Annotated in this window: 14 protein-coding genes, 1 tRNA gene and 1 other RNA gene; 14 read left to right on the top strand and 2 right to left on the bottom strand. The window is 69.2% G+C overall.

Annotated features, from left to right (window positions below; translation table 11 throughout):
- Positions 1-201 precede the first annotated feature (201 nt).
- Positions 202-4086: a helix-turn-helix domain-containing protein gene (locus ACZ4FH_RS02310; protein WP_467301674.1), complete on the bottom strand. Its 3885-nt coding sequence runs from the start codon at positions 4084-4086 to the stop codon at positions 202-204.
- Positions 4087-4301: 215 nt separating this feature from the next.
- Here ACZ4FH_RS02310 and ACZ4FH_RS02315 point away from each other — a divergent pair, with 215 nt between their 5' ends.
- From ACZ4FH_RS02315 to ACZ4FH_RS02355, 9 genes are all read left to right on the top strand, one after another.
- Positions 4302-4439: a hypothetical protein gene (locus tag ACZ4FH_RS02315; RefSeq protein WP_467301675.1), complete on the top strand. Its 138-nt coding sequence runs from the start codon at positions 4302-4304 to the stop codon at positions 4437-4439.
- Positions 4440-4709: 270 nt separating this feature from the next.
- Positions 4710-6320, top strand: coding sequence for a type I-E CRISPR-associated protein Cse1/CasA (locus ACZ4FH_RS02320; RefSeq protein ID WP_467301737.1), 1611 nt, complete (start codon positions 4710-4712; stop codon positions 6318-6320).
- Positions 6313-6897, top strand: coding sequence for a type I-E CRISPR-associated protein Cse2/CasB (casB, locus tag ACZ4FH_RS02325; protein WP_467301676.1), 585 nt, complete (start codon positions 6313-6315; stop codon positions 6895-6897). Before ACZ4FH_RS02320 ends, casB begins: the two co-directional genes overlap by 8 nt.
- The gene (locus ACZ4FH_RS02330; protein ID WP_467301677.1) at positions 6894-8276 is read left to right on the top strand and encodes a type I-E CRISPR-associated protein Cas7/Cse4/CasC; all 1383 of its coding nucleotides are present in this window, start codon (positions 6894-6896) and stop codon (positions 8274-8276) included. Before casB ends, ACZ4FH_RS02330 begins: the two co-directional genes overlap by 4 nt.
- The gene (cas5e, locus tag ACZ4FH_RS02335) at positions 8273-9202 is read left to right on the top strand and encodes a type I-E CRISPR-associated protein Cas5/CasD (protein WP_467301678.1); all 930 of its coding nucleotides are present in this window, start codon (positions 8273-8275) and stop codon (positions 9200-9202) included. The genes ACZ4FH_RS02330 and cas5e overlap by 4 nt, the downstream gene beginning before the upstream one ends.
- Entirely contained in the window at positions 9199-9948 is a 750-nt protein-coding gene (locus tag ACZ4FH_RS02340) for a type I-E CRISPR-associated protein Cas6/Cse3/CasE (RefSeq protein WP_467301679.1), read from the top strand. The genes cas5e and ACZ4FH_RS02340 overlap by 4 nt, the downstream gene beginning before the upstream one ends.
- Before the next feature lie 930 nt (positions 9949-10878).
- Positions 10879-11892, top strand: a complete 1014-nt coding sequence (locus ACZ4FH_RS02345; RefSeq protein WP_467301680.1) for a hypothetical protein — start codon at positions 10879-10881, stop codon at positions 11890-11892.
- 404 nt (positions 11893-12296) lie between these two features.
- Positions 12297-13934: a hypothetical protein gene (locus ACZ4FH_RS02350; RefSeq protein ID WP_467301681.1), complete on the top strand. Its 1638-nt coding sequence runs from the start codon at positions 12297-12299 to the stop codon at positions 13932-13934.
- Positions 13931-16321: a tetratricopeptide repeat protein gene (locus ACZ4FH_RS02355; RefSeq protein ID WP_467301682.1), complete on the top strand. Its 2391-nt coding sequence runs from the start codon at positions 13931-13933 to the stop codon at positions 16319-16321. The genes ACZ4FH_RS02350 and ACZ4FH_RS02355 overlap by 4 nt, the downstream gene beginning before the upstream one ends.
- Positions 16322-16875: 554 nt before the next feature.
- On the opposite strand, the gene ACZ4FH_RS02360 is transcribed toward ACZ4FH_RS02355, so the two are convergent.
- A tRNA-Ser gene (locus ACZ4FH_RS02360) sits at positions 16876-16963 on the bottom strand.
- A 133-nt stretch (positions 16964-17096) separates the two neighbouring features.
- Between ACZ4FH_RS02360 and ffs the strand changes: the two genes are divergently transcribed.
- The 5 genes from ffs to ACZ4FH_RS02385 all read left to right on the top strand — a co-directional run bounded on the left by ffs (position 17097) and on the right by ACZ4FH_RS02385 (position 24518).
- Positions 17097-17191, top strand: an RNA gene (gene ffs / locus ACZ4FH_RS02365) — signal recognition particle sRNA small type.
- A gap of 100 nt (positions 17192-17291) precedes the next feature.
- Positions 17292-19490: a DNA polymerase III subunit gamma and tau gene (locus ACZ4FH_RS02370; RefSeq protein ID WP_467301683.1), complete on the top strand. Its 2199-nt coding sequence runs from the start codon at positions 17292-17294 to the stop codon at positions 19488-19490.
- A 147-nt stretch (positions 19491-19637) separates the two neighbouring features.
- Positions 19638-20888: a phosphoribosylamine--glycine ligase gene (gene purD, locus ACZ4FH_RS02375; protein ID WP_467301684.1), complete on the top strand. Its 1251-nt coding sequence runs from the start codon at positions 19638-19640 to the stop codon at positions 20886-20888.
- Positions 20889-21155: 267 nt separating this feature from the next.
- Positions 21156-22886: a hypothetical protein gene (locus ACZ4FH_RS02380; RefSeq protein ID WP_467301685.1), complete on the top strand. Its 1731-nt coding sequence runs from the start codon at positions 21156-21158 to the stop codon at positions 22884-22886.
- 180 nt (positions 22887-23066) lie between these two features.
- Positions 23067-24518 carry a N,N-dimethylformamidase beta subunit family domain-containing protein gene (locus ACZ4FH_RS02385; RefSeq protein ID WP_467301686.1) on the top strand — a complete coding sequence of 484 codons (1452 nt, stop codon included), beginning with the start codon at positions 23067-23069 and terminating at the stop codon, positions 24516-24518.
- Positions 24519-24635: the final 117 nt, after the last annotated feature.

Raw genomic sequence — 24635 nt, forward strand, 5'->3', positions numbered from 1 at the left:
CGCCACCCGCTGCACACGAGAAGCACGGTAGCGGCCGAGTGAACTCCACGTGAAGGAATCGTGAACTCCGGCCGCTCCGGGTGGCGCACTACTGGGCTCGGGTTGCCTTGCTGTGGGCAACGGAAGCGTTTCACCGAGGGCGCGACCGGGAGAAGCGGTGGGTGTCCACCCTCCCGTGAACACGACCCGGACAACGGCCTTTCAGACGGGCCGGGCGGACTCACGCACAATCGTGGCCAGACGGCCCACTGCACCAGGAGCGAGCCGTGGGAGCAGCGGCACCGTGCGGAACCACGCCTCCGAATGCGCCAGTCGATGCACGGTTCTGCGAGCGGCCTTCCGCGCGGTGGGGTCGACTCGCACCGTTGTATCCGCCAGAGCCAGGCAGACGCGGACGACCCGGTCGGCCGAGGCAGGGACGGGGTTCAGCACGACTGGGGCTCCGCTGAGATGGGTGGCGATGGCGGCGAGCGCGAGCGAGCGTTCGTCCGGGGTGCGAAGGGCCTCAGCTGTACGGAGCGATGCGGCGGTGTCGCCTTCCACGGCGGCGAGCAGTGCCACTTCCGGGCAGGAGTGCGGCCCGGGGCGCAGAGTGCCGCGCCAATGGTCCGTCCTGGCGGTCGCACGATCGGACACCTCGTCCGGGAGGCATCCGAGCCGTATCAGAACCGCCAGCACGGCCATCGTCGACGCCTTTTCCGGTGACGCTGCGCCGACGGACTGCTCCACGGCCTTGACCAGCGCGTCCCGCAGTCGTGGATCCGGGGTGTGCACGTCGGGGAAGGAGAGGAGCAGCGCGGCCAGTTCGGGCAGTACGGGAAGGGCCGACGGCCGGCCCGGAGTACCGATCCCCCGGGACAGGGCCGCCACGATCGGTGCGACGAGGCGCGCGGCCCCCGCGGGGTCGTGGCGGACGAGACCGGTGGCGACAGCGGCCGATGCCTGCCTCCTCCGCGCGGCGGAGGTTCCCGACACCAGGGCGGCGGCGGTCTGCCCGTCGCCGGCGTGGGCCAGCGCCTGGGCCACGAGGTTGGCCAGGTCCGGTTCGCCGGACTCCGGCACGAGACGTCGTGCCTCGTCGCCGTATCGCAGACCGGGCGCGTCATGACCGGCGAGCGAGCAACCGAGGGACAGAGCCGCGAGATGCCGTGCACGGTCCAGCGGGCAGGGCCGGTCTGTGGCGAGATCCGCCCCTGCGGTGAACTCGCCCATCTCACCCAGGGCCTGGCACAGATCAGTGGTCCAGCGACCGGATCCCGGGGACTGCCGGAGACGGGAGCTCACCGAGGAATCGGGCGCGGCCCTGAGAGCTTCCTCCAGTACATCGCGGCTGCGCAGATGGTCACCGGTGTGGAACAGATCCTCCGCCTCCCGCAACAGAATCAGAGGGCGGGGGTCTGTATCGCGCGGACCGTCAGCCGCTACGGGCAGTCCGGTGGTGCGACGCGGAGCCTTCGGATGTGCGGCGTTCCGCACGGGCTCCGGCGCGGTGCCGCTCTCTGTCCGGACGGCGAGCCGGTTCCCCTTCCGCCTCATCTTCTTCCTGGCCTCGGCGTTGCGACGGTCCATCTCCCTGCGTTGCGCGTTCAGGTCGTTTCTGGCGGCGGCGCCCGCTTCCGCCTGCTCGCGCTCAAAGCGCTTCACTGCTGTGGCAAGCAGGCAATCCGCGCGGTCGCGGGTGGAGTCGTCGAGGAATCCGGTCAGCAACTGCTCCGGCATGGAATCGAGGAGAAGCGCGAAGGCGGTGAGATCCCCACTTACGGTTCTGGTGTCGATCACGGCCCGCGCCAGACGGCTGAGAGATCCGGCCACTTCCCTCCGTAAACGCGCTCGGTCCTCTTCGGTCGAGGAAGCGGACATGCCGGCTGCGCCATCGGCGACGAACTGCGCCATCCGGGCCGCCGCCCTCCCCAGCAGGCGAGTCGCCGCGCGGTGCCGCCTGGCGGGAAGCCCGGCGAGGGCGGACGCGCCGCTGGCCAGCACGTCGACCGCCCCCAGCCCGTCCGACGGACCTACTTCCTGGCAGATCTCCTCGATGCGGTCACCTGCGTAGCTGCGGGCCGCGGGCGAAGACCGCGCCAAGACTTCCAAGAGCTCGATTGCGGCCGTCCGGCCGAGAGTGCCTCCGGCGCTGAGTGTCTCGGCACGGTCGCGCAGCACATCGATGACGTCGACGTCATGCACTACGTCGAGCAGCTCCGTCGCCCCGATGAGTGAGTCGATGCCGACGGCGGGGTGCTGGACGACCGCGCGGGCGAGCGACCGTGCGGCGGTCGGCCGCTGGAGTCCCGCCAGTACGCGTGCGGCGCCCAGGATCCGTGCGTACGCAGAGGAGGAAGCGGCCGGGGCGTCCGGCAACGGGTCCGTGCGGTCGCATGCCAGCTGCCCGACGGCCTCGGCGACGAGGGTGTCCACGTCCTCCCGCCCGGCGTACGCCGATTCGACCGCGATCTCCGCCAGGTGGACGGCGCACGTGGACGGCGTCGGAGCGGAACGCGCGAGCCCGCGTGCGCGTGCCGCGTCACCCAGCCGCGCGAGGAGGGGCGGCGCTCCGTCGGGTACTTCCCTGAGTTTCTCTCGCAGCTGGTGCCGCGCGGCGGCGCGCGGCACCAGCGCGGCCAGACCGTCGGCCGTGAATCGCTGCTCGTGCGCAATCTCCTCGTCCAGCGCGTCGAGTTGGGAGATCGCCGCAGCGGGACCGGAGCCATGCGTGAGCCGGCGCAGTCGGGCCATGTCGAGGATGTAGTCGACGCGTTGGGCGGCGTCCGTGAGCACGCCCAGTCGGAGCGCCAAGGGGTGGGGCGGTGTGTCCGGCGGCCACCCCGCCTCGCGCCACCGCAGCACCCAGGCGTCGAGTGCGCGGGTGTGCCGGCCGAGACTGTCCTTCCCCGCGCTCTCGCGAACCGCGCGGACGAGGTCGGGCTCGGCCAGGGCGTACGTCCCGAGCACCGGATCGTCCAGGGCGAGCGCCCGTCCTGCCGGACCGTTCACCAGGCGTTCGATGTGCTCTTCGGGCAGACTCGTCAGCTGCGCCAGGTCCGCGGCGCGCAGCCCGCCGTGCGACGTGGCGAGCAGACCGGCGACGGTGCGTCCCAGAGAGGTGAGGTCCGGCGGAGGTACTCGCAGCGGGGGGACTCCGGGGACGGGGAGGAGCGTCCGTGTCTGAGCCCTGTGTCGCAGCGGGTGCCGCGTCGGCAGATCGTCGGGTAACCGGGTTCGCCGCCGGACGGACACGATGACCCGCATCGCGGGCGGTGGCGGGGCGGGGAGGAGCGCCGCGATGCTTCCGCACGCCGACATGCCGCCGCCCCTGGCGGAGGACCAGGCCGGGTCGTCGTCGAGTCCGTCCACCACGAGCAGCAGCATCCGCCCATGGGCCGCGCTCTTCTCGGCAGCCCGCGCGAACCGGTGCTTCCACTCACGTACAGGAACCGGGCTGTCAGCTGGTTCCGCTCCCAGGAACGCGCAGATCTGACGGTTCAGCTCCTTCTCGAACCGTTCCCGGCCGTCGGGTGGATCGCCAGGGTCAGCCGTGACGAAGTAGGTGAGGACGTCGACGTCCCTCGGCGGCCGTCGCCGCACGTAGTCCGCGAGCAGAGCGGTCTTCCCCACCGGCCCGTCTGCCTGCCAGCACAGGTAGCGAGGCGCCTCCCGGCTCCTGTCGGCGACGAACGCGTTCATGGCCGCGCGCTCCCCGGCCCGGTTCTGCGCTCCGTACGATCCGGGTTGCGGGGCCTGCTCGTGCACTTGGATGAGACGGCTGGGCACCTCCATCGTCTGCCACGCCCTGGTAGATCGCTTGCCCCGGCTTTGCCGCGCCTCCGTCCGGGCCCCGGTCAGGAGGACCGCCAGCTCGGCCTCGCTCGGTGACGTCGTGCCGGCAGTGGTCCGCAGTAGACGCACCAGAGCCCAGAAGCCGTCCTCGGCGCCGTGCTTCGGCGGATGCCCCTCACACCACCTCCGGAACGTGGAGTGGCTGATCCCAAGGCGGCGCTCCAGTTCCCTCGTGGACAGCCCTGAAGCCTGCCGCAAGCCCTTCAGCCGCACCGCCAGCCGGTGCTGGTTCGTACTCTCTGTCTCGGACATGACGCCCCCTCCTCCGGAACGGTCGGGAACTCGTTGTGCCCCGTGTCGATATCGCGGTTCCCACCTGGGCAAATGGCGTCGCGACCCGCCACGTTGTTCGCCGCACACCGTGGCCTTCCTCGACTGTGGAGCCATCGCCGAAGCAGCCGCTACCCGGCTCCGACAGAAGGATGGCCGTACCCGTGATTCCCCAACTGTTCCATTACACCGTGCTTGTGAGCGCCGGAGCCGGACTCCTCTACTCGATGGTCCTGCTCGTGGTCGCGCTGGTCTCCGTCCTGGCGGCCGCTCCGGAGCGGCGCAAGGACGCCCGCGCGACCCTCGGCATCCTCATGCGCCGGCGTGCCCGGTGACGGCGCGCCCTCCAGTGCGCGGCTTCTGCTCCAACATGACGTACTCAAGGGCTTGTCCCTGACTCGGCTCGTGATTGATCGTTGTGCATGAGGTCACCAGGGCTCGGAGTCGTGGGACCGGAGGTACCCGCGTGGTGCGGGAATAGCCCGATGACCGGCTCAAGGGCGTGGCCCGAGCCGCCCCGCGAAGGCGGGGGTTGCAACCCGGAGAGCGCACCTTCCGTCCAACCACCCACACGTATAACGGAAGCCTGATTGATGACGGAGAGAATGTCCGCACACTTATCGCCTTCCTCTTCCGCGCCCCAACCCCGCCCACTGCGCTGGGACCCCCGGTTTCAGCCATGCGTCCCGACGGTGACGGCCGGTGGATACTCCGCATGCCACTCCCTGTGTGCACTGTTCGCACAGGCCGATGAACTGGCGGCGATCGACTGGACATCGCCGGGGGAGGGCGTGGCGCTCATCGAGTACCTGCTGGCTCTCTGCTTCGCCTCCGGGACCTGTCCGTCCTCGGACGACGACTGGCGCGACTGGATCGTTCACGGACACGCCCTCGCGCCCGTCGCCGACTGGCTGGCACACCAGCCGGACGATGCCTGGGACCTGTTCCATCCGTGTACGCCGCTGGGCCAGAACAGCGATCTCGGGCCCGACTTCGACGAGAGCGGCACCGGCACGGCCCAACTGGTCATCGAGCACGCCGGTGACTACAGCCAGCACTTCGACCACCACCACCTGGAACTGGGCAATCCTCTTCCGGCGGCCGATGCGTTCCGGGCACTGCTCACACAGCATGTCTACGGGCCGTACGGGCGGGCCCGGATGTCGGGAACGAGGCTGGGACCCAAGGTGACCAACCTGGCCGGCGGCAGGCTCACCGGCAGGATCCGCGTCGTCGCGCTGGGTGGCACGCTCGGCGAGACGCTGCGTCTGAACCTCTACCCCGCCGGGGGCCCGAAAGGTACCTTCAACACGTCCTGGACCATGGCGGGAGGCGTGGAACGACGTACGTTCCGCAGTGCGACCCAGCCGCGTGTGCCGGAGGGGCCCGCCGACCTCCACAGCTCTCTGGGGCGTTCCGTGCTGCTGCGGCAGGCATGTGGTCCACAGGGGGAGATCACCGTCGACCGGGTCCTCATTGGGGCGGGTGAGCTCCTGGCGCTCGATCCCGAGATCCACCTGCAGGACGCGGTGTTCAGCGGTACCAGCGGCAGCCTGAAGCCTCTGTGGCCGTCGCCCAGCCGGGCGCTCTGGCAGGACGCGCACGCCCTTTACGGGGCGGTCAAGGACGCCGAGCGCGGGCTCTACGCGCGGCTGGGCATGCTTCGGCACCAGAGGGAGGGGCCGGGCGCCCCGTATCAGCTGTGGGCCGTGGGGCTGCTCGCGAACAAGTCCCTGCCGGTCGCGTGGACACATGGCGCCTATCCCTACGCGCCGCTCATGGCGCGGCACCTCTACAAGGCGTCCCGCCGGGGTTCCGAGATCGCCGAGTATCTGGCGTGGGCGCTGAAGACGGCAGCCACGCTGGCCGCCGAGAAGGCATTTCCGGCCATGCGCGCGGCGGACGAAGCGGGCCAGGTGGCCAGGCTGGACGCCAGGTGGGCCTTCTGGCCGTCAGCGGAGGAGCCCTTCTACGAACTGCTCGACGAGGTCGTCATGGCCGGACCCGAAGCCGATGACCCGGTATCGGATCCGTTGATCGCGTACGCGGCGGAGCTGGCCTCGACCGCTCAGATACAGATGCTGCAACGTCTCGACACCCTGCCGCCCTCCGACCTCAACCACCAGGCGCGTGCGGCCGCCGTGGCCTTCTTCGAGAAGGCCGTCACCGGCAGCCGCGCGCCTGCCGAACTGCGAGGAGAGATCTCGGATGAATGACGACGAGGGTCCGTCCTGGACGGACCAGGAACCGAACGGGTTCACGCACGACGGCGAAGCGCTCACCGATTGGCTGGTCGGCCTGGTGCGCAACCGTGAGTACGGGGCCCTGGCCGAGCTGCGCCGGGCGAGGATCCGTACCGGCGCCCATATCCGTGCCGGCTGGCACGGCGGGGACGGGCACCGTGACCTCTTCGAACAGGTCGCCTTTCTGTTCGCGGTCTACCACCAGGGACGCTCCATTCCTTCGTACGGGAAGGGCAGCCTCGGTGCGGCCGCGCGTCGGATCGGGGACGGTACGGGGCGCGGGCCGGACAATCCGGGTGCGCAACGACTGCTTGACCGGGTGGTCGCCAGCCGACGCATCCCCTGGCGACATCTTCAGCACGCGGTCGTCCGGCTGCGGTCCTGTGAGCAGGCCCCACCGTCCTGGACCGATCTGACCGAGGATCTCATCACGTGGAACGACCGCACGGCCCGCGTCGCCTATCGCTGGTCGGTCGAGTTCCACACGCCACCGACGCACGGCTGGAAAGCAGCGAACGTGACAGAAACGCGGAAGGACATCCCCTCGTGACCGAGCCTTCAGGGAAGCAGTTCCTCTCCCTCCATCTCATCGAGACCCTGGCGGCCGTCCTCCCCGTCCGGGACGAGAACGGCCAGCCCAAGACCCTCGTCTTCGGCGGGGTGGAGCGCCACATGATCACCAGCCAGGCCCGCAGGCGGGCCGAGCGGGTCCACGCCCGGAACCGGGCCAACACCGGTCGCGGAGCCCTGGGTGGACGGAGCATGGGCGTACGCACCAGGGAATGGGCGCTGCTGGCCGGCAGCGAACTCGAATCGGCATATGGCTGGGAGGCCGAGCGGGCCCTGGCCACGACGCGGGCGGTCATGGAGGCGTGCGGCCTCAAGTTCGGTGATGTGCAGAAGAAGACCGTGGCCAACTTGACGAAGGTGCTCGTGTTCGCGCCTTCCGACGCGGCCTCCAGGATCGCGGAGCACATCGCCGGACAGGCGGTAGAGGTCGAGGAGTGGCGGGACCAGTACCTGGACGCCCAGGCCCGGGAGCGGGCCCGTGTCGAGGCGCAGAAGAAGGCCCGTGCCGCAGCCCGGAAGAAGTCAGGGCCGACGCCCGCCGACGCCGACGCGGAGTCGAGGAGTGGGGCGGACACCCCTGCCGCCCGAGCTGTTCCCCCGCCTCCGCTGCCCCGGGCCACGCGCGATGCCGTGCTGCTGGCGCTGGCGCCCCGGGACGCCGTGGACATCGCCCTGTACGGTCGCTTTCTCGCCGAGATCCCCGATTCCCCCAACGTCGACGGGGCCGTTCAGACCGGCCACGCCTTCACCGTTCACGAGTCCGAACAGATCGAGGACTTCTACGCCGCGGCAGACGACGCGAAGCTCGACCGCAAACGCAACGCGCTCGATTTCCTCGACCGTGCCGACGACGCGGGAGCCGGCATGACCGGCTACCAGTCCCTGATCTCCGGCACGTTCTACCGGCACGCCGTCCTCGACCGTGTGCAATTGCGCACCAATCTGCGGGCGGCGGGGATGGCGTCGGACGAGGCGGAGCAGATCGCGGCGGACGCGGAGAAGGAGTTCGTGAACTCCTTTGTCGAGGCGTTCCCGGAGGCGAAGAAGAATTCCACCGCGTCCACCGGTTCACTGCCGGGGCTCGTTCTGGCCTTCGATGGTGAGCGCCCGTACAACTATGCCTCCGCGTTTCAGCGCCCGGTGGATGAGGGGCCACTGCCGGTCGGCGGTGAGGGGCCTGCAGGGCCGGCCGCCGTACGCAGGCTGCTGCGACACCACACGTTCGTCAGCGAGCGTCGCGAGGACCTGGGTGCGGCGAGGGTACTCACCTACGATCCGGAGATCGACGCGCTCCTCGCCGAACTGGACCTGCCGGAATCGGTGTCGATGGTGGTTCGGGCCGAGGAGCTCACCGGGTGACCGGCCACCCCGTGGCCTCCGACCACCACGTTCTACTCATGAGACTGGCGGGGCCCCTGCAGTCCTGGGGTCTCAACGGTCGGTTCGCCCATCGGGACACCCACAGCCGACCGACGAAGTCGGGTGTGATCGGTCTCTGCGCCGCAGCTCTCGGACTCGACCGTGACGAACCGCTCGGGGAGCTCGCAGACGTGCTCTTCGGCGTGCGGGCCGACCGCCCCGGCACTCCTCTCAGGGACTACCACACCGTGGGCGGAGGGACCTACCCCCTGCGTCCGAGGGACCTCCTCACCGACCATCAGAGGGCCACCAGGGCGACCGGGCCGGACAGGGAGGATGCCACAGAGCCGGGTTCCTTCGGCCGGACAGAGCTGGCCGCTTGGTACGGCTCGCCTAAGTACGTGGCCACCGACCCGGTGTCCGGATCCCTTGTCTCCAAGGAAATCCGCAGGCACGCCCTCGTCACCGAGCGCTGGTACCTTTCCGACGCGGCTTTCCTCGTCGGCCTGGAATCTCCGGACTCCGCTCTCCTGGAGCGGATCGGCTACGCCCTGGAACACCCCAGACGCCTCCTCTGGCTCGGACGCAAGGCGTGTCCGCCTTCGGGTGACCTCGCCCTGGGAGTCGTCCCGGGGAGTCTGCAGGAAGCGTTCGAGGAGTATGCCCTGCTTCCGGACGCCTTTGTTGAGGGAGAGAGCCGGACCTCCGCGCTGACGGGGGGCGTACGGCGGTGGGCCTGGTTCGAGAGCCCGCGCACCTCACACGGGGACGGTACGGCGTACGCGCGGACGCTGCCCCGAACAGCTTCCGTGCAGGACCAACCGGTGCGGTTCGACGCGGACGGCGCTGTTCACAGCCTTCGCTGGGAAACCCGTCGGCGTATCACCATCAGCCCGAATGCCCGTGGATGGGACATCATCCTGTGAATCCGACAGCAGCCTCTTCGCACGCGCCCTCCGGTCCGGACGGCGCAGCCCGGTTCGTTGCCACGCAGAGCCTGCTGGCCTTCGACGCCCGGCACCCCTTCGTCGCCAGATCACTCATCGACGCTCAGGACATGCACCGCACCGTGATGCGCGGATTCCCCGGCTGGGTGGACGACGGCAGTCCCGACCCGCGAGCCCAGATGGGCATCCTGTCCACCTGGGCGGTCGACCTCAGGAAGGCGTGCCTCAGCGTGGTCGTCCAGTCCTCCGTTCCGTCCGACTGGAGCGGGGTGCCTTGGAAGGCATGGGCGGAACGGCCCGAGACTTTGACCGTGGACCGTACGTTCCGCGTGGGCGACCGCGTCGCGTTCCGCACCGTCGTCAACCCGATGCGGAACCTTCCGCCGGTGCCCGGCTCACCCCCCAAGACCCGAGGAGCCCGCGTACCCCACACTCGGCCCGAGTACGTCAAGAAGTGGTTCACCGACCGTCTCCAACCCCTCGGTGAACCCACGCTCTCGACCACCGGCGTGGTACGTCTCGGTGCCGATGCCGACCACGAGACGCTTGCCCTGCGCATGCTGCCGAATGTCTCCAGCCCGGCCCCGCACAAGGGCCTGCGCATCGCTCGTGCCGAGATCAAGGGCACGTTCACGGTGACTGATCCCCAAGCCTTCGTCGCCGCTCTCCATCAGGGTGTCGGTCATGCGCGGGCCTACAGCTGTGGCCTGATTCTCGTGCGCTGAACTGTCCCGGCACCCGGCCGCACAGAGCGGGCGTACCCTTCGCCACCCTTCGCTACCCCACGCCGCACTTTCCCGCCACCCGCACACCCGCGCCCACCTGCGGAAACTTCCGTGGTCCCGCTGGATCCGCTGGCCTCCGCCATGCCGTGCCATGCTGTCGCGCCACCCATCTGACCTGCAGAAACGTGGCTGGTGGGCCACGGGGGCGGATGGGTCGGCTGTAACATCGCCAGCAGGTTGCTTCGAGACTTCCGCGCGAGCCACGAAGGCCCGACTCCGGCGTCCACCGGAGCCAGGCCTCGCGCGCGGGACCGAGTGAGCCCGGCCGACTGCTACGCGGCCGGGCTCACTCAAGCCCGTCCACACCGGCCGGGGCCACATCAGCGATTCAGTGCACGAACCGCTCGACACACCCCGTGATGGCAGTGACCGCACCGAGGGCCACGACCGCCAACTCGACCCAGTTCCTCCGTCGGCGTCGGCACCGCGTCCTCCCCTTCGGTCGCCCCATCGTTCCGGCTCCTGTCTCTTGATCACTCCCGACGAGATCGGAACACCGACCGCGCCGGACCCCGACCCAAGGCGAGCGGGGCGCCAGGGCGAGACACAGCCGAACCCCTGGCAACTTACAGCGCACGCCGAAGCAGACAGCCCGAGCTCGACCAATCGCCACGGTTCGCCATGCCTAGCCACACGAAGAGCCACCGACGACCACAACCTGAGGGGCCAGTGTCCGTAAAGGGCCAGCACGGGAACTGGCCCTCCTCAATCAAGAAATAGCCGTGTACGAAGCCTCGGCGCTGAGAGGTGCCCATATACGCAGCATTCAAACTAAATTCATTCGATCGGGCTAACCCGTACGATCGAAATGAGTATCGGAAGATCTCATAGTAATCTTCTCGGGACTCGATTGGTTGCGAGAGGATATTGATGTCCAATATTTTTGCTGCCATCGCTGAACAGTCCCTGCGCAACTTTGGTGAAGGGCCCGTCTGTGCACACATCGGTAATGTCGAAATGTGTACGGTAAAAAGGCATCTGACGTATCGGGAACTTCGCGATCGGGTTCGTCTGGGTCGCGGGAGAACAAAATCAAGTATGCGCACGTGGGAGTCGATTGTCACTCTGGCAAAAGAGGGCGACGAAAAAGAGCGGGAGAAGTGGCTTCTGATTGCTCTGGATTTGGTTGCGAGCAATCTTGACGGCTGGGCCCGGGACCTCGCCAGGACGTGGCATTATGAAATTTCCGATGTTAAATCGGCGATGGTGGAAGGTCTGCTTAAGAGATGGAGTGAGGCGCCGGCGGGTGAAACCTCGAACAAGTTGCTTGATGGCATGATGAAGCATGCTTTTAACTGCGCCCGCGCTCTGGTGGAGTCTTCATCTGAAGAGAGATGTGTCGAAGATGTAGGCTATTGGAATCCAGAAGTTTCCCAGGGTGGCGGAGGCGTAGTACGTGCGTCGTCAATCATCGAATCGGGCTCGATGCTGAATCCGGATGCTAATGAAAGGATCCGCGGCGAGCGAGTCGGAGCGCTGCTGTATCGGATGAATGCCATGGGTCATGTGAAGGAATTCCACAAAAAGATCCGAGAGGGTGGGCAGCGTCTAGCTAAATCCCCGGTCATCACGCCTGCTCAAGTGGGTCGTTCATGGGTTGACGGCAAGAATATCTATTACCGCTTTTCGGAATTGCTTCCACAGCGCCTCGCATACAAGAAGGCCGTGAAAGTCGTAGGGCTATCAGAGGCGCAGGCTTCTCGGAGGTCTCGGAACGACGCCAGTCCATTTCGTGTGATGTGGGTGGGAGGGCAGAGGGTGGTGGCAGTCTCGTCCCTTATGCAGATGCTTAACATTCCTGATCTGGTTCTACACCCCGACGATGTGGAGAATGGAGCGTTTCACGCAAATGGTGGTAGAGGTCATGTCGAGGCGGGAGAATAGCTATTGGGGATAAAGCTCTGCGAGGCGTTCGAAACTCTCTCGCCGAATTTTGATCAGGATCGGTAAACGGCGGTGATGTCGAAGATGTGTGTTGGCCTCGCTTCCCATGGCCTGGCCAGGTTTGTTCGCCGTCAAACCTAGGCGCTTCCCCCAAACCAGTTGCTTTCCAAGCCTTCAGTGCGGTGTGGTAGAGCGATGAATGCGGCCAGAACTGCAACCGCCGCGCCGACTCCTTGCCTGGGGCGGACTCGTACCGCTGCCGTGCCTGCCTCGTGGCGGAGTCAGCCCCTGCTGCTCCGCCGGGTCCGCTGCGATCAAGCAATCGCAGCTCGTTGACCAGGGTTTCCAGGAAATGACGTGTTGAGCCTGGCGCGATGCGTCACCCTTGGGTGCAGGAGGAGAGAATGGGAAAGGCTTCGAGGAAGAAGCAGAATCAGCGAGTACGGAGTGGGGCGTCGGCCCCCTCGATCGAAAGCGCACATGGTGGTGAACCGCACGCACTCGGCGAAGCGGCTCTAGAGAGGCTGTTGCGCTTGAATGCGCCGGGGAAACTCAGCCTGGCTGGTGCCTATGCGTTCGGGTACGGGGGGTTGGGATATGCCCAGCAGGAGGGGTCTGCCCCGGACTGGCACCAGGAGATGGACCCACTGGATCTTCTCTTTCTAGGAACGGTTTGGCCTGCGAAATTTCGGAATGAGTTCGAGTTCGCCAACGCGCGCGATGCGTGGCTCCGGCTTCTGCGTGGCACCGTGCACGGGAAGGGTGTGCAGCGTTTCGTACGAGAAGTCGTCTCGACCAGCGCGGAACTGGGGCTTCCTGTAGATGATCGGGAACTGATGCTGGCCCTCACGGGCAGGCTTGAAACGGCCGGACTCGACCAACGCCACCTGCCCCGAAGGCTGCTCCCTGTGTCAGCGCTCCAAGACTGCCGCGCGGTCCGGGGGCCGTCTTTGGACTTGCAGCTCTCCGATCCGCCGCGAGACGTGAAGAAGCTGGTCAAGCGATTCTGGAAGGATCGGGCGGAGGAGACGTGGGCTGACGCCACGCCGTGTGCCGTGCTCCGCGATGGGCTGCGCCGATTCCAAGAAGCCGGGTTGCTGGTGAAGGAGGAATCCGCAATGCTCCTGCCGGCTTTGTACGCAGTGCTCCTGACAAAGCCCGGTGAGCCGCTGTCGGACATGGGGGAACATGCCGAGGCATGGGCTCTCTCCCTGGATGAGGAGTCGATGCTGGTACCGGTGCTCGACACCCTCTTGGTCGCCCCTGAAATGGAGATGTCCTCCACCGACACCCTTGGGTGCCTCTTCGCATTGCCTGCCTTCACCGAGCCGATCCCCTCGGATGCCCTGCTGTGGACCAGCTCTCCCGGTCTCGCGCTGCCGCGCCTGGCCTTCGAACTGGGCATCCCCAAGGTGTCCACACTGAGCGCGGAGATCACCCCGGACCTGCTGGACTGGGTGGGTATGCATAGCAGAATGCGCCTGAGCGCCGCCGCTCAGGAGAGTGCCGCCCATCTCGCGGAGACGGACAGTGCCGACGTCATGGACGGCACCCAGGAGGATTCGGGCGAGCGGTGGGCCGAGAGGCGTGCAGCGGTGCTGGACCAGGTCCGTCAGAAGTCTGGCGGGGCAGTTGCCACGCATCGCCGGTCCGACCGTCCTGTCGAGCGTATCTGGAACGCGGACGGCAGCTCCGTGGTCCGGTTCTCGACCGATACCGCGCTCGGACGGGTGCTGGGGGAAGGCATGGAACGTCAAATAAGGTCCTTCAGAGAAAAGTTCGGCCGTGAGCCGGGACCGGGCGACCCGCTGATCTTCGATCCGGACGCTGACGAACCCACTCCACTCACCAAGGAGTACTTCGACGGCATGATTTTGGACATGGTGCAGCGTGCGGACGAGCTGGGCATCGACCCCGCGTTCCTCCAGGCCTGGCGCGAAGTCGGATATGTGGTCACCGAGGAGAATCGGAACATGTTCACCACTGCCGAAGCGCTCGCCTTCAGCAGGGCCGTCGGTCGACACAGGCAGGGCGGAGAATGACGGACAGCACCGAGAACCACATCAGTGGAGGGGTCTTCTTCGGTGTCGTCATCCAGGGGCGGACCGTCACTCTGACACTCCCGGACCGCCCGGACCCGGCACTCCACGGACTTCCGCGGCAGTCGGTGACCTTCGCGGGTAGACGCCCCCAGCTGGAGCAAGTACTTGCGGCCCTGGCGCCGGCAGCATCGGTCGGCACTGCGGTGGTGTCCGGGCTTGCCGGGGTGGGGAAGACCGAACTCGTACTGCAGGCTGCGCATCGGGCACTGCGGAAAGAAGGCTGGTTCCCTGGTGGGGTTCTTTTCGTTGACCTTCACGGATATGACGCAGAGCGCAAGGTGTCGCCAAAGCGTGCGCTCGGTGCCCTCCTGCGTGCGCTCGGTATCCCTCCGGAACATATCCCTCCCGGGATTGAGGACCGCGCACGCATCTACCGTTCCGCGCTTGGCGCACTGGCCGCCGCCGGCCGACGGGTACTCGTGGTCCTGGACGATGTACCGGCGACCGGGAAGTTCCGCTATCTCCTGCCGGGCGATGGGAGCACGGCCACACTCGTCTCTTCGCGGAACTCCCTCACGGAGCTGGATGCACTTGCCCTGACCTTGCGAGAACTGCCTGCCGATGAGGGGAGGGAATTGCTGGATGAAGCCCTCCGGACGGCACTGCCCAAGGACTCGCGCGTTGCCGATGAGACCGATGACGCCGACCGGCTCGTTGCCTTGTGCGGCGGCCTGCCGCTGGCCCTGCGCATCCTGGCGTCCTCGCTCGGGGACGTGCCAACCCGACGCTTGTCCCAGCTCCGCCAAGACCTTGAGGACGCACATTCCCGACTCGCCATGCTGAGCCGGGAGAAGCGCGCGGTGACCGCAGCCTTCGACCTGTCCTACCGAAGGCTCACCAAGGAGCAGGCGAAGCTTTTTCGGCTGATGTCTCTGCATCCCGCACCGGACTTCTCAACCGAGTCCACCGCCCAGCTGTACGGCGAGAGCATGAAACAAACCGAACGGCTGCTGCTGGAGCTGGCCCGTCGGCACATGGTCGAGCCACGAGAACCGTACGGCCGCTGGCAGCAGCACAGTCTTGTACGCCTCTACTCCCGGGACCAGCTCATATCGGGCGACGACTCGTGGGGCGAGAACCTTGTGCGTCTGCTCATTCATTTTCACCAAACGGCCTCCTGGGCATTCGAAAGGCTCTTCGCCCCAGCATCGCGACCCGAGAGGACGCCCGAGCCACTCTTCCTCGATCGGGCATCGGCGCTGAAGTGGCTGGAATCCGAGCGACACAACTTGGTCGCTGCTGTCAGATGGGCTCATGCCGCCGAAGACGACCTGACGTGTGTGGCCTTGGCTGTGCCCGTCTCGCAATTCCTGGGAGAAGCGCGGTACTTGGACGACGCCCGGGCGGTGCTGGTGGCGGGGATCCGGTCGGCGCGAAGGCGAAAGGACAGCTCCAGTGAGGCGTCTCTGCTGAGCGCTCTCGGAGAGGTGTTTCGCAACATGCACAAGCTGCGCAAATCTGTTCGCACGCACCACCGGGTCATCGAGATTTGCAGGGCCCTGATGAAGCGCCGAGCCCTGGCCGGCGCGCTGAACAACCTGGGACTCTCGCTCCACGAGCAGCGCAAGTTCAAGCAGGCAGTGGCGGCCCATAACCAAGCTGCACGGCTGTTCCAGCGCGCCGGTGACAGGATCGGAGCGGCACATGCTCTGAGCAACGCCGCCGAGACATTGACCGAGCGGGGCCGTCTGGAGGAGGCTTCGCATGCCTTCCGTAAGGCTGCGAAGATCTTCCGGAAACAGGGTGACCTACGCAGTTACGCTCGCGCCCTGGGCGGCCTAGCCAAGGCGACGCGCGATGACGGGAAAGCCGAGCAGGCCCTGGAACTGCATAAGCGCGCGCTCGACATGCCCGACGGTCTGTTCATGCCTCATGAGAGGGCAGTCGAGTTGTCCAACTTCGCCAATGCGCTGAGCATGCTCGGGGAGTTCGACGCGGCTCTTGCCGCTCAGCAGGAAGCGCTGAACACCTTTCGGCAGCTGGGTGACTTCCGCAGTGAAGCGATGACTTTGGGCAACATGGCCCTCGTACGCCAGCAGCAAGGGAGGTGGAGCAAGGCTGTACGGCTGCATACCCTCGCCCTGGAGGCATTCCTCAAAGGCAAGGACGATCACGGTCTGGCAGTTGAGCTCGGCAGCCTCGCGTCTGCACTTTTCCAGGTAGGCCGCAACACCGAGGCCCTGGAGGACCTGGAACTCGCCGCCGACCTATATCACCGAATCGGTGACAGACAGAAGGCTGTTGCCACGCTCGAAGCCGTCGAACAGATGCGACGAAGGTTCGGGGCGGTAGTGCGTCCCGTTGAGAGCCGGATCGCTAGAGCATGACGGAAACCGGAGCCGACTGGCAGCCCTCGCCCCCCGCCGAAGTCGCGCAGCTGGTGGGCGACGCGATGGCTGACGCCTGCGCGGGACTGCTGGCCCAACTTTCTCGAGCTGAGGCATCAGGAGTGGATCTTCAGCGGCGCCTACATGGCCAAGCTGGCCCGCCGGTCTCCCAGTCGCAGAACCACCTACGCGCCATGGACGAGAACCGCCAGACCATCCTCGCGGATCATGGTGTCGATACTCGTCGGGTCTCAGCGACGGTTCTGATCGGGCACTCACGGTACGTGAGCGAGGTCCTCGAGGTCCAAGAGGTCGCGGAGACGTTGCGGTCCTGCAACACCCGTGCGATACGCATAGAAGTGATTACGTACGAGACCCTGCTGGATTGGCGACGTGGTTGCCGACTCTCTCGTCAACATAGCCGGACCGCCGTGGTGGACGGCGTGATCAGCTCCTTGAGGACGCCGGTGCACTGGCCGCAGGCCGAGACCGAGAACGTCGAAGGGCCCCACCGCGAACGATGGGACCCTTCGACAACGTGCCCGGTGAGGCACTGGCGGAGGATACGAGATTCGAACTCGTGAGGGGTTGCCCCCAACACGCTTTCCAAGCGTGCGCCCTAGGCCACTAGGCGAATCCTCCGCGGCAAACAATACAAGACGTTGAGGAGTGCTCGCGAACCCGTTCCCCGGGGGAGGGGTCCGTGGGCCTCGGGAGGGGGTCGCGGGGGCCGGGGAGGTGGACTTGCGGGGGTGGGGATCGGCTAAGGTGGGCGTCAGCCCCTCACGTGGCGCTATCTGACTGAACTCCCCCAGGGCCGGAAGGCAGCAAGGGTAGGTTGGCTCTGGCGGGTGCGTGGGGGGCCCTTGTGTTTCCCGGGGGCTGTGGCTCGGGGTTGCGGCGTCTGCCGGGTCCGCCGGAGCGGGCGGTCCGGGGCCGGTTGTCAGTCGGTCCCGATAACCTCGTATGTGTGTCGTCCCTTGCGCTGTACCGCCGCTACCGCCCCGAGTCGTTCGCCGAGGTCATCGGTCAGGACCATGTCACTGACCCGCTCCAGCAGGCCCTGCGGAACAACCGGGTCAATCACGCGTACCTGTTCAGCGGTCCGCGCGGCTGCGGCAAGACGACCAGCGCGCGCATTCTCGCCCGCTGCCTGAACTGCGAGCAGGGGCCGACGCCGACGCCGTGCGGGGAGTGCCAGTCGTGCCAGGACCTCGCGCGCAACGGGCCGGGGTCGATCGATGTGATCGAGATCGACGCCGCGTCGCACGGTGGTGTGGACGATGCCCGTGACCTGCGGGAGAAGGCGTTCTTCGGGCCCGCGTCCAGTCGTTACAAGATCTACATCATCGACGAGGCGCACATGGTCACCTCGGCGGGGTTCAACGCCCTGCTGAAGGTGGTCGAGGAGCCGCCGGAGCACCTCAAGTTCATCTTCGCGACGACCGAGCCCGAGAAGGTCATCGGCACGATCCGCTCGCGCACCCACCACTACCCGTTCCGCCTCGTGCCGCCCGGCACGCTGCGCGAGTACCTCGCGGACGTCTGCGGGCGGGAGAACAGCCCCGTCGAGGACGGGGTCCTCCCGCTGGTCGTGCGGGCCGGCGCCGGTTCCGTACGTGACTCGATGTCGGTCATGGACCAGTTGCTGGCCGGCGCGGGCGACGAGGGTGTGACGTACGCCATGGCGACGTCCCTACTCGGTTATACGGACGGCTCCCTGCTCGACTCGATCGTGGACGCGTTCGCGGCGGGCGACGGGGCCGCGGCCTTCGAGGTCGTGGACCGGGTGATCGAGGGCGGCAACGACCCGCGCCGCTTCGTCGCCGACCTCCTGGAGCGGCTGCGCGACCTCGTGATCCTCGCCGCCGTGCCCGACGCCGGGGAGAAGGGCCTCATCGACGCACCGGCCGACGTGGTCGAGCGGATGACGGCCCAGGCCTCCGTCTTCGGCGCCGCCGAGCTGAGCCGCGCCGCCGACCTGGTCAACGAGGGGCTGACGGAGATGCGCGGCGCGACCTCGCCGCGCCTCCAGGTCGAGCTGATCTGCGCCCGGGTGCTGCTCCCGGCCGCCTACGACGACGAGCGTTCCCTTCAGGCCAGGCTCGACCGGCTGGAGCGGGGCGCCTCCTTCGCCACCACCGGCCCCGGGCCCGCGATGGGGTACGTCCCCGGGCCCGAGGTGCTGGCCCACGCACCGGCTCCGGTCGCGCCGCAGCACCACGCTCCCGCCGCCGCCCCCGCGTCCGCCCCCATGGGCCACCCGGACCCGGGATCGGGCCCCGCCGCCGCACGCGCCGCCGCCCGCGGCGACGCGCCCCCGCCCGCCCCGGCCCAGGCGGCCCCGGCAACCCCGGCACCCGCCCCCGTGCAGCCCCCGCCCGCCGAGGCGCCGGCCGCGCAGCGGCCCGGGGCCTGGCCCACCGCTGCCGCCGCACCCGAGCAGGGCCGCAGGCCCGGAGGCTGGCCGACCGCCGCCGCCCCGGGCCAGGCCCCGGTGCCCCAGGCCGCCCCCGCCCCGGCGGCCCCCGCGCCCGCGGCGTCCGCACCGGCACCCGCCGCCCCCGCACCGGGCATGGCCCAGGGCGCCGGACAGGTGCGCGCCATGTGGCCCGACATCCTGGAGGCGGTCAAGGGCCGCCGACGTTTCACGTGGATCCTCCTCAGTCAGAACGCGCAGGTCACCGGCTTCGACGGCACCACCCTGCAGATCGGCTTCCTCAACGCCGGTGCCCGCGACAACTTCGCGAGCAGCGGCAGCGAGGAGGTCCTGAAGCAGGCCCTCGCCGAGCGGTTCAACGCCCAGTGGAAGATCGAGGCGATCGTCGACCCGTCCGGCGGCGCCGGACAGCCCCCGCAGACCGGAGGCGGCCGGCCCTCCGCGCCTCCGCCGCCCGCCGCTCCCCAGCGTCAGGCACCCCCGCCGCCCCAGCAGTCCTACGAGCCCCGCCCGCCCGCGCCCGAGCGCCCGCAGCCCGCCTCTGGCGGACCGGCTCCGGAACCGGCCCCTCCGGCGTACACGGCCCCCGAGCCGCCCCGCGCGGTCGCCCCCGAGGACGACACCCCCGAGGCCGACGACCCCGACCTCGTCGACTCCGCCCTCTCCGGCCACGACCTGATCGTCCGAGAGCTGGGCGCCACGGTCGTCGAGGAGTACACGAACGAATAGGGCGCCCGGCCGGCCCACCCGCCCGTGAGGGCTGTCCGCCCTGCCATGCCCGGCCCACCACCCACCCACCCGCGCGGGCCGCCCGCCCCGTGTCCACGGACCGGTTGGCGTCAAGGGCGGCGCGCCCCGGCGGCTAGGCTGCACCCCGTGAAGGTCCTCGTCATCGGCGGCGGCGCCCGCGAACACGCCCTGTGCCGCTCTCTGTCCCTCGACCCCGACGTCACCGCTCTGTACTGCGCTCCCGGCAACGCCGGCATCGCAGAGGTGGCCGAACTGCACCCGGTCGACGCCCTCGACGGCGCCGCCGTCGCGCACCTCGCGACCGAGCTGGGCGCCGGACTGGTGGTCGTCGGCCCGGAGGCGCCGCTCGTCGCCGGGGTCGCCGACGCCGTGCGCGCGGCCGGCATCCCGTGCTTCGGCCCGTCCGGCAAGGCGGCCCGGCTGGAGGGGTCCAAGGCCTTCGCCAAGGACGTCATGGCCGGTGCGGGCGTTCCGACCGCCCGCAGCTACGTCTGCACCACGCCCGCGGAGATCGACACCGCGCTGGACGCCTTCGGCGCCCCGTACGTGGTCAAGGACGACGGCCTCGCCGCGGGGAAGGGCGTCGTCGTCACGGACGACGTCGAGACCGCCCGCGCCCACGCGCTGGCCTGCGACCGCGTGGTCATCGAGGAGTACCTCGACGGCCCCGAGGTGAGCCTCTTCGCGATCACCGACGGCACCACCGTGCTGCCGCTCCAGCCCGCCCAGGACTTCAAGCGCGCCCTCGACGGCGACCAGGGCCCGAACACCGGCGGCATGGGTGCCTACTCCCCACTGCCGTGGGCCGATCCGAAGCTGGTCGACGAGGTCATGGAGACGGTGCTCCAGCCCACGGTCGACGAGCTGCGCCGCCGCGGGACGCCGTTCTCGGGTCTGCTGTACGCGGGCCTGGCGATCACCTCGCGCGGGGTGCGGGTCATCGAGTTCAACGCCCGGTTCGGCGACCCGGAGACCCAGGTGGTCCTGGCCCGCCTGAAGACCCCGCTGGCCGGTGTCCTGCTGGGGTCCGCCAACGGCACCCTGGACGAGCTCCCCGCGCTGAAGTGGCGCGACGAGGCCGCCGTGACCGTGGTCATCGCCTCCCACAACTACCCGGGTACGCCGCGAACGGGTGATCCCATCGAGGGGCTCGACGAGGTCGCGGCGCAGGATGCCCCGCACGCGTACGTCCTGCACGCCGGGACCCGGCTCGACGGCGGGACGGTCGTCAGCGCGGGCGGCCGGGTGCTCTCCGTGACCGCGACCGCCAAGGACCTCGCGGGCGCCCGCGAGCGCGCGTACGCCGCCGCGGCTCGGATCCGGCTCGACGGTTCCCAGTTCCGTACCGACATCGCGAAGAAGGCCGCGGAGGCCTGACCGGTCCCGTGCCGGGGCCCCGCCCCGGCCTCCTGACCACCACTGACGCGCTGCTGCCCCATGGGCCGCGGCGCGTCAGCACCTTTGCCCAAAGCCATTCCATCGAGTGACGGCTGAGCCATCCGGATGACGCTCGTCGAAGCCCCAACTAGGGTGCGGCGCAAGCGTTCCGGCACTTGGCCCACCGGCATTGCGATGTCAGTGACGGGTGCCACAGTGGGGGAGTGAGCAACACCGCCGTGGGGGCAGAGGGGGTGAGGTCCGGCCGTGTCCGTTACCGGTACAGGTGAGGAGCTGGGTGCGCAGGCAGCGCGCACCCGTGCGCTCGCCCTGCTGCGCATCCGCAGCAGGGCGACGGCAGCGGCTCTGCTGCCGGCCGCGTGCGCCGTGGTGCTGTTCGCCGCAGGCGCGCAGGGCTTCGCGGAGGGCGGCGGCTGGGACGCGGCCCGCTGGGCGGTGACGGCCTGTGCCGTCGTCGTCCTGCTGGTCGCCGCGGCCGTCGCGCTCGCGGTCGTCCGCGCGAAACCCGCGGTGAGCCCGACCGTCCCGCTCAGCGAGGCGGCCGCCCCCGATCTCTACCGGCTGGTCCGCGATCTGGCGGAGCGGCTGGGAGTGCCCGCGCCCTCGGCGATAGCCCTCACGCCCGACTGCGACAGCTGGCTGGAGGACCGCACGCATCCGGCGGCCGAGCAGGCCGTACGGGCGGCCTCGGGCGGTTCCTCCGACGGCTCCCCGGACGGCGCGGGCCGGCGGACGGGACCGCGGCGCAGGACCCAGGCCGCGCCCGTGCTGGTCATCGGCTCGCCGTTCCTGTGGTGGATGCGCGTCGCCGAGCTGCGGGCGGTGCTCGCGCCGGTCGTCGCGGGCACCGGCCCCTCCGCCCACCCCGACATAGCCGCGGCCCGCCGTTTCGTGCGCGGTCTGGACGGTGCCGTGGCCGACGCCGCCGCACCCGCCCCGGGGCCGCTGCGCGCCCTCCTGCGGCTTCCGCGCCTGCTGACCGGCCGGATCGCCCGGCTGCTGCTGCGCAGCTGCCGCGGTCACGCGGCGGAGATGGAGCGCGGGGTCGCGGCCGCCGCGTCGACGCGCGCCCAGGCCGTGGACTACGGGCTGCGGATCGTCGCGCAGGAGCAGGTCGGTCTGGCCTACGCGGGCTGGGACCGGCTCCTCACCCGTGTCGCCCTGCCCGCCTGGCGGATGGGGCGCTGGCCCTCGCGGCTGGACGTGGGCGTGGTTTCGGCGCTCACGGAGCTGTCCCGGCGCGACCGGCTGGCCGAGGGGTTCGCCTCCCGGCTCGGTGAGCGCCCCGCCTGCGACCTCCTGGAGGAGCCGGGCGCGGCCGACGAGGCGGCCTCCCTGCTGGCCGCCAGGCTCTTCCACGGCGGCCCGGCGGAGAACGGGCCCGACTGGGCCCCGGTGGACTGGCAGGCGTATCCCGACGAGGTCGTCGACCGGAAGTGGCGCAGTGAGGCCGCCCGGCTGCACCGGGTCCTCGACGCCCTGGGCGTGCCCCTGGCGGCGGGTTCCGCTTCCGATCCGGTCTGTACGGGTGTGCCGACGCTGGCACGCGTCGTGGAGCATCTGTCCGGCGGTGGCGGCGGTGAGGAGCTTGCGGCCGGGATCAGCGCGGCTGTGGCCCGGGACGAGGCCCGTGCGCCCCGTCCCGCCGCCGGCGCGGGGCCGGGCGGACCCGGTGGGGCGCTGGATCCCTGGGGCCCCGATCCGCTTCCGCTTCTCCCGCTCCAGCCGCCTCGTACGGGGACGGAGCTGCTCGCCGACCATGTCGCCGCGATGGTCTGCTGCGCGGCGGTCGACACCGCGGGCGCGCGGCCGGGGCTGGACTGGCTGGACGGGCCCGCGCTGCTCGTGGACGGCGAGCGCCGGTCGGACCTCGGCAGCCCGGTGCTCAGTCTCGTCGAGGACGGCGACGCGGGACCGCTGCGGTCCTGGCTGACTTCGGTCGGTGTGCGGACCGACAAGCCCGTGCGTCTCGTCTGAAACACCGCTGGATGGACGGTTGTTGACGTCTATGGACCCGAATATCCGGAATAGCGCCTTCCGTTCACGTCAATTCGCGACGAACGGTGACGGAGTGCGTGCGTTATGTGATGTGCTGGGGACCGGCGCTGACAGTCGGCGCACCAGTGTTGTTCCGGGGGTCAGAGGGAGGGATGCGTCATGGGGGCGGAGAACATTCGCCGGTGGGAATCGGGCGCCCTCGCGCACGCCGTAAGCGATCCTTTCGGCCAAGGACCGCTCCCCTGGCTGCGCGGCAGCGAGAACTACTTCGACGACACCGGGCACGTCGTCCCCTGGTACGCCGACCCCACGCTCCCGCGCGGCGGCACACGGACCGCAGACGACGTCCGGCGCCAGATCAAGGGCTTCATCTCGACCGGGGCCGCCGCCCCCGGCGAGGCGATCGACTTCCACATCACCGTGGACCCGCCCCAGCAGTTCTCCGTGGACATCTACCGGATCGGCCACTACGGCGGCGATGGCGCCGCCAAGATCACCACGAGCCCGCGGCTCTCCGGCATCGTCCAGCCGCCCCCGCTCACGGCCGACCGCACCGTCTCCTGCCACCACTGGTGGCAGTCCTGGCGCCTCCAGATCCCGTCGTACTGGTCGATCGGCGCGTACGTCGCGGTCCTCACCACGGCCGACGGGCACCGCTCCCACATCCCGTTCACGGTCCGCGACGACCACCCGGCCGATCTGCTGCTGGTGCTCCCGGACATCACGTGGCAGGCGTACAACCTCTACCCGGAGGACGGCAGGACCGGCGCCAGCCTCTACCACGCCTGGGACGAACAGGGCCTGCTGCTCGGCGAGGAGGACGCGGCGGTCACCGTCTCCTTCGACCGCCCGTACGCGGGAGCCGGCCTGCCGCTCCACGTCGGCCACGCCTACGACTTCATCCGCTGGGCCGAGCGCTACGGCTACGACATCGCCTACGCCGACACCCGAGATCTGCACGCCGGCCGCGTCGACCCGACCCGCTACCGGGGGCTGGTCTTCCCCGGCCACGACGAGTACTGGTCGGTGCCCATGCGCCGCACCGCCGAACGCGCCCGCGACCACGGCACGTCCCTCGTCTTCCTCTCCGCCAACACCATGTACTGGCAGGTCAGTCTGGCGCCGTCCGCGTCCGGGGTCCCCGACCGGCTGCTCACCTGCCGCAAACGCCGGGGACCCGGCAAGCCCGCGCTCTGGCGGGAGATCGACCGCCCGGAGCAGCAGCTGCTCGGCATCCAGTACGCGGGCCGGGTCCCCGATCCCCATCCGCTCGTCGTGCGGAACGCGGAGCACTGGCTCTGGGACGCCACGGGCGCCGTGGAGGGCGACGCGATAGAGGGACTGGTCGCCGGCGAGGCCGACCGCTACTTCCCGCGCACCTCGCTCCCCGAGCACGACAACCGCATCCTGCTCGCGCACTCCCCGTACCAGGACGGCGAGGGAGTCACCCGCCACCAGGAGACCTCGCTGTACCGGGCCCCGTCCGGCGCGCTGGTCTTCGCCTCCGGCACCTTCGCCTGGTCACCGGCGCTCGACCGCCCCGGCCACGTCGACCCCCGCATCCAGCGCGCCACGGCCAACCTCCTCGACCGCATCTGCAAGCGCGCCTGAGGAAGCGGACCGCCGTGCCCCGGGCCGGCCCCTCGGACGCGCACCCCCTCCGCAGCCGCTGCCGCCCGGATACGGGACAATCGGAGCAGCTCCTGGATCAACCTACGCGGAGGCAGC

It is taken from the genome of Streptomyces sp. NPDC024555 (assembly GCF_055559335.1).

Coding starts and splice junctions, on each gene's coding strand:
- ACZ4FH_RS02385 (WP_467301686.1), top strand. CDS start 23,067: ATGGGGGCGGAGAACATTCGCCGGTGGGAATCGGGCGCCCTCGCGCAC.
- ACZ4FH_RS02350 (WP_467301681.1), top strand. CDS start 12,297: ATGGGAAAGGCTTCGAGGAAGAAGCAGAATCAGCGAGTACGGAGTGGG.
- ACZ4FH_RS02355 (WP_467301682.1), top strand. CDS start 13,931: ATGACGGACAGCACCGAGAACCACATCAGTGGAGGGGTCTTCTTCGGT.
- casB (WP_467301676.1), top strand. CDS start 6,313: ATGAATGACGACGAGGGTCCGTCCTGGACGGACCAGGAACCGAACGGG.
- ACZ4FH_RS02310 (WP_467301674.1), bottom strand. CDS start 4,086: ATGTCCGAGACAGAGAGTACGAACCAGCACCGGCTGGCGGTGCGGCTG.
- ACZ4FH_RS02345 (WP_467301680.1), top strand. CDS start 10,879: ATGTCCAATATTTTTGCTGCCATCGCTGAACAGTCCCTGCGCAACTTT.
- ACZ4FH_RS02320 (WP_467301737.1), top strand. CDS start 4,710: ATGTCCGCACACTTATCGCCTTCCTCTTCCGCGCCCCAACCCCGCCCA.